The following is an 8,789-nucleotide window of genomic DNA, read 5'->3' as shown; positions in this document are numbered from 1 at the left end:
CTTCTATGGCAGGATATCGCGCAGAGCGGATGATTTTCTTGCCAAACGGGCGGGTGCGGCGGCGGAAGCGAATGCCGGCTATGCGGAGCAACAATTCGGCTCCAACTCCTGACCTGCATTTGGACAGGGCAGTTGACCGCCGCGCTCGCTGCTCTTCAAGGGCAATGAGTTCGGCCACACCGATCTAGAAGCACTTAGCCCCGACCGGCCAGCGAAGCCGAATAGCGGAAGCGCCAGGAAAAAGAGCAGCTATCCGTTGCTCTTGCCGCCGCCCTATCCCTTCTTGCCAGGACCGTAGGATTTTCCGGGATTGCTGGGGTCGTGCTTGCCGGGGTCATTTCCATGACCGTTGTTGCCATCATCCGTTGGCGGGGCCGGCGGGTCCGGCGGATCCGGCGGATTGGGTGTGCCCGGACTGGGTGGACTGGGCGCCCGTTGCTGCTGCGGCCGCGGCGTATGCTCCTGCTGAATGGCGGCCGTAAGCCCGCAATTTCCGCCCGTACCGAAGCCTCCCGAAAGCTGCTGAGTGCCGGTCAGAAACGGCAACGCCCGCTGGGTGCCGAGTGCGGTGAGCACAGATCGATTGACCTTGGTAACGTCGCTCATAGCGCCTGATGGCGACGCGACCACACAATCGCAACGCTGCTTCAGTTCCCGGCATCCGCCACCGCTGCAGAACCGAGCCGACCCCTTCAGGAGCACGACGGCGGTTTTGCCGTTGGGCGCGATGTGAACATCGAATGCTGTTCCCCGCACGCCTATCGTGCCTGCAGGCGTGACGATCTGGTAGGCGGACGAGGACGAACTTCCGCTTATCCAGCGAAACGTTCCCTTGGCAGCGCGGATGGTAAGGTTCTTCACCGAATTATCATCGTTGAAGACGTACTTGTCGATGACGACGGAGGAACCCCACCCTACCGCCAGCTTGGTGCCATCCATGAACACGAATTGGCCAAGCCCGGTATTGGATGTCCTGATACGTTCGTCCCGGTGAACGGGTGCGCTGACCACCAGCGGTCCGGTTGCGCCGGTGACGGCAGTCTTGATCACGACTGCCTTGCCGACTGTTTCGGCGGCGGCTATCGGTGTCGCATTGTTGAGCGTCGCGGCAAGCGCGACAACAGCAACCCACCTCAAGGACGGCATTGCATCCTCCTGTAAGATCGATCTTTATTAGCAATTTCTTTATTAGCACATGTACCAAAGGTTGTCTTTACGGGAGGGCATACGTCAATTTGAGTAGACATGGCTCGTTTCCGCAGGCGAAGTTCGATCGGCAATTCGCAATTCGGCGGCGACCCGATGAACGGCCATCTGGACGAAATTCGCATCACGGTCGGTCATAACCGTTACGAGCTCGGACACGAGCTTCACGCCGCCGACTGCGGCTTTTCCCAAGGTCAAAAAATGCCGCGCGGTGCAAGGCAGGCATACTGGGCCGGCCTCAATGCGTCAGCGGTTGAACTTGCCTTCGTAGCCGTAGGAAATGTCACTCGGCAGACTGAGCGCTGCTTGCCGGAATTCGAGATTGAATATCTGATCCGTATACCGGCCATCGTTCAACAGCCCGTCCCATGCGAAGAACGCGGCAACCGCGACAAGGATGAGCATAAACGTTCGCATCGGAACCCCCTCTCTCAAGAGGGCTGAAGCTCTCCCATGGAATGCTTGCGCATCCTCAACACCAGCAAGCGCGTGGCCGCGAACGGTGTCATGACGAGAAACGTCATCGCGACGCTGATGAGGAATGACAACTGACAGAATGCGCTGGGAACGTAACAAACAGCTTCCATAGACCTAACCCCTTCAAACCACGGTTACTCTGGTGGCCTCCCTCCGCCCGCTCTCCAAGCATGATCCTGCTTCGGCAGAAATACAATAGGTTGCTAATATAAGATTGTCATCGCTTTGCTCTCCGCTGGCCAGCAGCACGAGCCTCGGCCTCAGCTTCTCAGTATTTGATTTTTCTTGATTCTATAGGTCCCAGCCCGGCAGATACGCGTCGCGCGACGTCTCTAACTAGATGATGGATCGCGCTCGGCTCGTTCTTGGCATATGCCGTGAAGAATTCCATCGACTGTGCAACCTGATAAATTTCCCGGAAGTTCCGCGACATCAACCCATCGTTGTCTTCAAACGGGTTCAACATCACGCACTCCATCCGCTCTACGGCGTCAGGAAATCTCGCGAGGTAGGCTTTGAGGAACTCCTCGATCTGTTCGTCGCTGAAATGCTTACCCATGGTCTCCTCCGCGCAGCAGTACATAGATAGCTAGTCCGGCAATCAGCAGGAGGATTGTAGTCTGCTGAGAGTTGTAAGGGTCGGCGAAGACGCCGAGCTCTGTGAAACCTCATATCGGGGTTCGCTGTTAGAGCAGCCGGCGAGAGCCGCAGCAGCCAGGCAAAGAACGGCAGTTCACATTTCCCCCTCTATTTCGCATGAGGAGCGGGAGCGTGACAGGTATCGCCCGCGCCGACAAAGCCGGGAGGGATATTGGCCATAAATTGGACAGCGAAGGGAGATTGCCAGCAAAGTGCTTGCTGGTACGCCCAAGGGGAATCGAACCCCTGTTACCGCCGTGAAAGGGCGAAAAAAGATAGCTATGAAAGTGATCGGCGGTCTATTCGCGTCTACCGGTGTATCACCTAAGTGATTGTGATTATTATGTAGTTTATAACCCTTATCCAGGGTTGCCTTCACGCGCCCGCGGGCGTATTTCGGTACCGATTTCGGGTCCATTTAAAGCGAGGACAGGTCAGGTGGCGCGAACCAGGACAGATGCGGCGATAACGACGCGCAATGCCCGCAAGCAGCTCAAACCGCGAAAAAAGCCCTACTGTCGATCCCTCGGGCCAACCGTTGCCATCGGCTACCAAAGAAAGCTGCGGGGAGGGGTGTGGCAAGCGATAGAGTCTCTTGGCGGCAAGCGCTACCGCGTTGAGCAGATCGGCATTGCCGATGACTTCCTGGAGGCAAACGGCATCAACGTCTTCGACTATGAGCAGGCAAAGAGTGCCGCCCTGGCGAGGGTTTCCTCGTGGCATGCAGAGGATATCGCGTCTGCGGAGGGCCCATCACCGACGGTGCGTTCCGCTGTGGAGAACTACATCGAAATGCAGGCTGCGCGGGAACGTGCAGTGATGGGCAAAGGCAGGTTGCGAGGGGACGCACGGCTAAGGCTATCCCGCCATGTGTTGTCTGATCCTGTTGCTGATATCACGCTCCACAGCCTCAAAGAGGCGGAATTGGACCAATGGCGGAGCCGCCGGTCGCCCGATCTTTCGGTTTCGACAGTTCGGCGGGTGGTCAACGATCTCAAAGCAGCCCTCAATGCAGCAGCTGTCAAAAATCGTTCGCGGCTGCCGGCGGACGTAGCAATTGTCATCAAGAATGGATTATCGGCCGGCGAGGCCAGCCCGCCGCTCGCTCGTGATCAGGCGGCTCTGCCTGACGCTGATATCCGCCGACTTATTGAAGCGGCGAGGGCGGTCGATCTCGACCAGACGTGGGATGGTGACCTTCTTCGCGTGGTGTTGGTGCTGTCCGCGACCGGAGCTCGCTTTTCTCAAGTTTCTCGCATGACGGTGGGGGACGTTCAGATACAACAAAGCCGATTGATGGTGCCGACGAGTCGTAAAGGACGGGGCGCGAAGAAGACGACGCACATCGGGATCAGAGTTGGCGTCGATGTCATGGACCAGTTGCGACCTGCGATCGCAGGAAAGCAGCGTAGTGAGCCTTTGCTTCAAAGGTGGCGCCATGTTCAAACGAAGGCCACCGAAACTCAGCCACCACAGTGGGTTCGCGATACCCGCGGACCGTGGATTGCAGCAAGCGAATTGGCTCGGCCTTGGCTCGAGATCGTCACCCGCGCCGGTCTGTCGCGAGACGTCGTGCCCTATTCTCTGAGACACTCCTCGATCGTGCGCCAGCTCAGAGCCGGTCTACCTGTTCGGCTCGTGGCCGCTTTGCACGACACCAGCACGACGATGATTGAGCGTCATTATGCATCGGCCATCGTCGATCTGCTCGACGACTTATCGGCAAGCGCCGTCATTCCGCTGATTGCGGAGCAGCAGCCTATCGATAACGTGGTGCAGCTTCGCATTGGCGAACAATGACGACGGCGGTGAGGTGTGGATATCGGGGAAAACATTGAACAAACTCAAGCGACGAATAAGCGACGGGCATCACTGGGGGGCTCCACAGGGCGGCTAGAGAGATTAAGATGGAGTAAGCGTCTGTAGATGACCGTGGGCCGCTCCAGAAACCTCTGCCCGCTGAGCGCCGATCAACGACGCTGATCGCCGCCAATATTCTTGTTTACATCCCGATGGACCTGTTTTTAATCGTGCTTACTTAAGTTTTCTATGAGGAAGCACCCATGACGCTCTCCAAGTCCAGTGATACGAGGACCGCAGCCCAGCGCCCCCAATCCGCAACCGACGTAAAGGGTGCGGTGATCTATACCGGCCTATGCCGCGCGCAGCTCTACAAGGATATGCGCGCTGGGCTGCTTATCGCTCGCAAGAAAGGCACCCGCACTATCCTATTCTACGAGGATCTAGACCGTTACATGCGCGCTATGCCTAGGGCGAAGTTCAAGCCTTTCGGCAATGGGTTCTGATCAGCCAAACGGTCGTGCTGCAGAGCCGATCGCTGGAAGGACTCTGCCCATGGGTCGCCGCTCCAATTTCCCCCGCATCGCAAAGGACCTCTATTGCACGCCAGCGATGGCGCTTCCGCCGCTGCTGATGCATCTGCCGGATCGCGTTCGCTACCTGGAGCCAACAGCCGGTAACGGCGCGCTGGTCCGTGGCTTGGCCGAGCACGGTCATATCTGCCAACTGGCCATCGACATTGACCCTACAGACCCGAACGTCATTTGCCGGGATGCTATTTCGCTCACTGCGGCCGACGTCGGAGGCATAGACATGATCATCGGCAACTTGCCATGGTCTTGGGCAATGTTCCAACCGCTTCTCGAGCATTTGCTGACGCTCGGGCTTCCGGTCTGGATTCTGCGAGACACGCCATGGCTGTTTAACCGGCGCTCATCTGCTCTGGTTCGTCGCTGCGCGCTTATGCAGCCGACGCGCCGACTGCGCTGGATCCCAAATACCAAGCACACCGCGAAGGACGATTGCGCGTGGCACTTTTTCCCGGGAGGGCAACAAAGCGGACCACAGATCCTCCCGCGGCTCGAATGCCAGGTCTCTTCTGGAGCTGAACAGTGAGCAACGAGAGGGCCACCGGGCTGCAAAAGGAAGCGCGAACGGCCCACCGGTCGGAAGCTCAGATTGAATGCGCTTCTCGTTGGTTGGCCGAGAGCAAGGAACCGCCGCGTCCCCTTGTTCCACATCTCCGCAAGACTTTTGGTCTAAGCGCCGCCGACGCGATCCGCGTCATCCGACGGGCGAATGCCCTCCGGGGACTGCTGTGATCAACGTTGACAAACAAACGTCAGGTGCGGCGAGCCACAAGAAACATGGCGGCAAGCTGACAGGGAAGCCGCTTGTCTACAAGGCTCTGGCGATTGCGACTGGCCTTTCAAACAGCCAGCGCAGGGTCGCTATTGCAATCGTCGACCATATGAATAGCCGTACGGGGCGTTGTGATCCTGGCATGCGACGGCTGGCCTTCGACACCGGACACCAACTCAGCACTGTGCAACAGGCAGTTTCGGCGCTTACCGATCCGAACAATCCCGATCGCTTCTTCGACAACATCAACCCAGGTCGCGGCAAAACACCTTGTTACAAAATTCGCTGGGACGAGGTCGAAACGATTGTCGACCAATTTGAAGTCAGAACGCGGCTGCCAACTGTTCAGGAACTGCCGAACAGTTCGAGCGAGGGAACTGTTCTGGGGCCGCCGAACAGTGGCTGTTCGGAAGGTGACCCTCCAACTGTTCGGCATCTGCAGAACAAAACCAATTTAAGAACCATAGGCGCGCGGCCGGCCGCCCATCAGGCGGCTAGGCCGGCTCGCGCGCCTAGCCAAGGTGCAGATGAAAACTTCGTTGAAGCCGTCCAGGTGAAGCGCAGCACCCCTTTGGACGCTTCCCTCGATGAAAACCCGGTGCCCGGCTGCTCCTTCGAACAGAAAACCGAAGGCCTTGAGCAGGCGTCGCCGGGCTCGCCGAGCCGCGTGGATGGCGGCTCGCCGGCTCCGCCTTCAGAAGCGGTCCGCCAATCCTCAACGCAGTCATCTACCTCGCGGCAACACGAGGAAAGTGCGCCACTCGTGACACTAGCCGGCCGAAAGCCGGTTCTGCCGCCAATCAATGACCAAGCCCTGTACAACCGCCTCACGAAGCGGTCGCGCAGGTAAACCCAACCGGCCCCCGGCGGATTCCCGGGCAGACACGGAGGAAGGCAATGACGTTGGATAACAGGATTTCTGAAATGCGGAGCTTTATACGCCAAATACTAACTATGCCGCCAATATGGAGTTCGTCAGCGCATGGGAGGGCACCAGATGTTCTGCCCAACCTGCCGCAAGAGATTGAACCGTTGCTCCGCGCAATTGAGAGATATCGCGCTACAATTCAGATACTCGACCAAGAAGAATTGGACGAGCTAGGCTCCCTCTTTCTGACCCAGGTGCTGAACTATCGCTATGGTGAAGACTGGAGATGCACCATGATGACGTTGTACGAGTTGGGGATTACGGAGTCGGCTCGCCGAGCAGATGAAAGAGAACAGCCTGCCAACGACGGGTGGGTCCCTGTATCGTTGAACAAGGATTAAAGATGCCAATCGCAAAAGAGCTTTTCAAAGTCAGGACGACCGTCGCAAAGTTCGAAGGCTGCAAGGATGTCTCGATGCGCTGGGTTGTTTGTTGCCGTCGACGCCCCCCCCAGTTCCGTAGGTAGACGCTATCACCGGCTACCGCTTCTCGGGCGATCCATATGCAAGGGCGTGGACTGACGAGTTGTTCACCGCCGATGAAACCACTTGCCTCGTTAAATATTTGACGAACCTACACCCGGGCGACTGGCGCGGTATCGCGAAGCTGGAGCTTCCTCCTTCCAGGGTCTGTTTCCCATAAGATCAGTCGCTGTTGGCGATCCCCAGGGCTGCTATCTGCTGTCGAGAGAGCGAAGCTATGACCTCCCATTTTCCGTCGAAGGGTACTACGACCTGCGAGATCAATGAACCGTTGCTGGACCGCGAATCCGATTTGAAGCGGCGGAAGGCTTTTGCGCCCGGCACGTCGATCACGACACCGGGAGTGAATTCGTGAGCGCTGCCGATCTTGAACGTGTCGAGCCCTTTCATTGACTGCTAGATAAATCGTCTGGTGCAAACTCACGCGCGTACGGTATAAGAATACCGCTATGTCAAAGGCCAAACTGAACATGAGGCAGGAGCGGTTCTGCCTTGGCCTCGCCGAGGGCCTCCCTCAGTCGCGAGCCTACATCGAGGCCGGCTACACGGCGCGCGGCAATGCGGCTGAGGTGGCAGCGGCGCGCCTGTTCAGAAATGTTCAGGTGCAATCACGCATCGCCGAGTTGCGAGCCGACGCCGCAAAGCGGTCAGAGATTACGGTCGACGATCTGGTTGCCGACCTTAACCTCATGTTCAAGCTCGCCCTGGCAACGAAAAACCCTGCCGCTGGCGTGACGGCTGTCATGGGCAAAGCGAAGCTGCTCGGTCTGATCGTTGACAAAGCCGAAGTCGCTACGACGCTGCGCAAGCCTTTCCGCGAGCCCGGCGAGATAGAGCAGATGAGCCTTGAGGAGTGGACGGCCAGGTTCGCGCCTAATCGTGTGAACTAGGAAGCCATCTAGCCGTACACTCGGTGCGCGCAGAGCCAACCAAGGCCGTTCGATGAACGATGTCCCTCGGCCCGGCGTTAGCAGATTGTGGGCTCGCTTGGTGGGTGTCCGGTACTTCCAGCCATGAGCTTCGACGACCATTGCTGGTCGGCGAGTCCAGCGGAATGGCCCCCTGGTGTCCAAGGCGCTCCCCGTATTCCATGACCGCATGTTCAGGGCGACCAGAACCACTCTAAAGTCGTCGTCTCCCTAGTGTGTTAAGCGCAACCTTCGTTGACTTTTTACACAGCGCTCAGTACACCGATGTTATGAAGCGCTTTGTCACCTACGCGCGGGTATCAACGCAGGAGCAGGGCCGCAGCGGCTTGGGGCTGGAGGCGCAACGGCGCGACATCGATGTCTTCCTTCACGCCTTCACCGAGGTGCCTTGGGAGATCGTTGGCGAGTTTTGCGACATCCTGTCAGGCAAAGACGACAACCGGCCTGAATTGGCGAAAGCACTGGACCTCGCAAGGCGCAAGGGGGCCGAGCTTCTAATTTCCAAGCTCGATCGGCTTTCCCGCGATGTCGAGTTCATCGCTAGGACCATGAAGCAGGCCAACATCAAGGTCGCGACCATGCCGAACGCCGATCCCTTCCAGCTGCACATTTACGCCGCGCTCGCGGAGAAGGAACGCAAGTTTATCAGCGAGCGAACCAAGGCCGCCCTGGGAGCGGCTAAGGCACGAGGCGTCAAGCTGGGGGGCTATCGCGAGGGCAGCCTCGACCGACGAATTTTCGCCTTGAAACAGACGGCTGACGATGATGCGCTGCGCGTCATGGGCGTCGTGCAGCCTCTCAGGCAGGCGGGAAAGTCGCTTCGGCGAATTGCCGAAGAACTTGAGAAGCAGGGCATCCGAACGCCACGGGGAGGTGCCTGGACTGCAAAGCAGGTCAGTCTAACGCTTGCCCGGCTGACGAGGTTGGCTTCGGTGGCGCCGGCAAATAGGGGAGCCATACCGACAG

At 58.3% G+C, this 8,789-nt stretch carries 10 protein-coding genes; 7 read left to right on the top strand and 3 right to left on the bottom strand.

What is annotated here, in order from left to right; genetic code table 11:
• Window positions 1-273 precede the first annotated feature (273 nt).
• Window positions 274-1,146 carry a FecR domain-containing protein gene (locus EOA33_RS14945; protein ID WP_126054243.1) on the bottom strand — a complete coding sequence of 291 codons (873 nt, stop codon included), beginning with the start codon at window positions 1,144-1,146 and terminating at the stop codon, window positions 274-276.
• Between the two features lie 99 nt (window positions 1,147-1,245).
• Between EOA33_RS14945 and EOA33_RS14940 the strand changes: the two genes are divergently transcribed.
• Window positions 1,246-1,650 carry a hypothetical protein gene (locus tag EOA33_RS14940; protein ID WP_126054244.1) on the top strand — a complete coding sequence of 135 codons (405 nt, stop codon included), beginning with the start codon at window positions 1,246-1,248 and terminating at the stop codon, window positions 1,648-1,650.
• Window positions 1,651-1,951: 301 nt separating this feature from the next.
• Here EOA33_RS14940 and EOA33_RS14935 read toward each other — a convergent pair whose 3' ends face one another.
• Window positions 1,952-2,242, bottom strand: a complete 291-nt coding sequence (locus tag EOA33_RS14935) for a hypothetical protein (RefSeq protein ID WP_126054245.1) — start codon at window positions 2,240-2,242, stop codon at window positions 1,952-1,954.
• Between the two features lie 518 nt (window positions 2,243-2,760).
• On the opposite strand from EOA33_RS14935, the gene EOA33_RS14930 reads away from it, so the two are divergent.
• From EOA33_RS14930 to EOA33_RS14915, 4 genes are all read left to right on the top strand, one after another.
• Window positions 2,761-4,122, top strand: coding sequence for a tyrosine-type recombinase/integrase (locus EOA33_RS14930; RefSeq protein WP_127405962.1), 1,362 nt, complete (start codon window positions 2,761-2,763; stop codon window positions 4,120-4,122).
• A gap of 263 nt (window positions 4,123-4,385) precedes the next feature.
• The gene (locus tag EOA33_RS14925; protein ID WP_127405961.1) at window positions 4,386-4,628 is read left to right on the top strand and encodes a hypothetical protein; all 243 of its coding nucleotides are present in this window, start codon (window positions 4,386-4,388) and stop codon (window positions 4,626-4,628) included.
• 49 nt (window positions 4,629-4,677) lie between these two features.
• Window positions 4,678-5,238: a hypothetical protein gene (locus EOA33_RS14920; RefSeq protein WP_127405960.1), complete on the top strand. Its 561-nt coding sequence runs from the start codon at window positions 4,678-4,680 to the stop codon at window positions 5,236-5,238.
• 202 nt (window positions 5,239-5,440) lie between these two features.
• On the top strand, window positions 5,441-6,334 hold the full coding sequence (locus EOA33_RS14915; protein ID WP_127405959.1) for a hypothetical protein: 894 nt from the start codon (window positions 5,441-5,443) through the stop codon (window positions 6,332-6,334).
• Between the two features lie 722 nt (window positions 6,335-7,056).
• Here the strand turns inward: EOA33_RS14915 and EOA33_RS14910 are convergent.
• Window positions 7,057-7,284 (bottom strand): hypothetical protein, encoded by a 228-nt coding sequence (locus EOA33_RS14910; protein ID WP_127405958.1) that lies wholly within the window; start codon window positions 7,282-7,284, stop codon window positions 7,057-7,059.
• Between the two features lie 59 nt (window positions 7,285-7,343).
• Here EOA33_RS14910 and EOA33_RS14905 point away from each other — a divergent pair, with 59 nt between their 5' ends.
• Together EOA33_RS14905 and EOA33_RS14900 are read left to right on the top strand one after the other, a co-directional pair.
• Window positions 7,344-7,784 (top strand): terminase small subunit, encoded by a 441-nt coding sequence (locus EOA33_RS14905; RefSeq protein ID WP_127405957.1) that lies wholly within the window; start codon window positions 7,344-7,346, stop codon window positions 7,782-7,784.
• A 254-nt stretch (window positions 7,785-8,038) separates the two neighbouring features.
• Window positions 8,039-8,789: recombinase family protein (locus tag EOA33_RS14900; RefSeq protein WP_348628241.1), on the top strand; the 751-nt coding region annotated here is incomplete at its 3' end.

It is taken from the genome of Mesorhizobium sp. M4A.F.Ca.ET.050.02.1.1 (assembly GCF_003997725.1).
Classification (GTDB): domain Bacteria; phylum Pseudomonadota; class Alphaproteobacteria; order Rhizobiales; family Rhizobiaceae; genus Mesorhizobium.
This window is presented reverse-complemented; position numbering and strand designations above follow the sequence as displayed.

Excerpts from the sequence above, each read along its gene's own strand:
- EOA33_RS14945 (WP_126054243.1), bottom strand. The coding sequence starts at position 1,146 with ATGCCGTCCTTGAGGTGGGTTGCTGTTGTCGCGCTTGCCGCGACGCTC.
- EOA33_RS14940 (WP_126054244.1), top strand. The coding sequence starts at position 1,246 with ATGGCTCGTTTCCGCAGGCGAAGTTCGATCGGCAATTCGCAATTCGGC.
- EOA33_RS14935 (WP_126054245.1), bottom strand. The coding sequence starts at position 2,242 with ATGGGTAAGCATTTCAGCGACGAACAGATCGAGGAGTTCCTCAAAGCC.
- EOA33_RS14925 (WP_127405961.1), top strand. The coding sequence starts at position 4,386 with ATGACGCTCTCCAAGTCCAGTGATACGAGGACCGCAGCCCAGCGCCCC.
- EOA33_RS14920 (WP_127405960.1), top strand. The coding sequence starts at position 4,678 with ATGGGTCGCCGCTCCAATTTCCCCCGCATCGCAAAGGACCTCTATTGC.
- EOA33_RS14910 (WP_127405958.1), bottom strand. The coding sequence starts at position 7,284 with ATGAAAGGGCTCGACACGTTCAAGATCGGCAGCGCTCACGAATTCACT.
- EOA33_RS14905 (WP_127405957.1), top strand. The coding sequence starts at position 7,344 with ATGTCAAAGGCCAAACTGAACATGAGGCAGGAGCGGTTCTGCCTTGGC.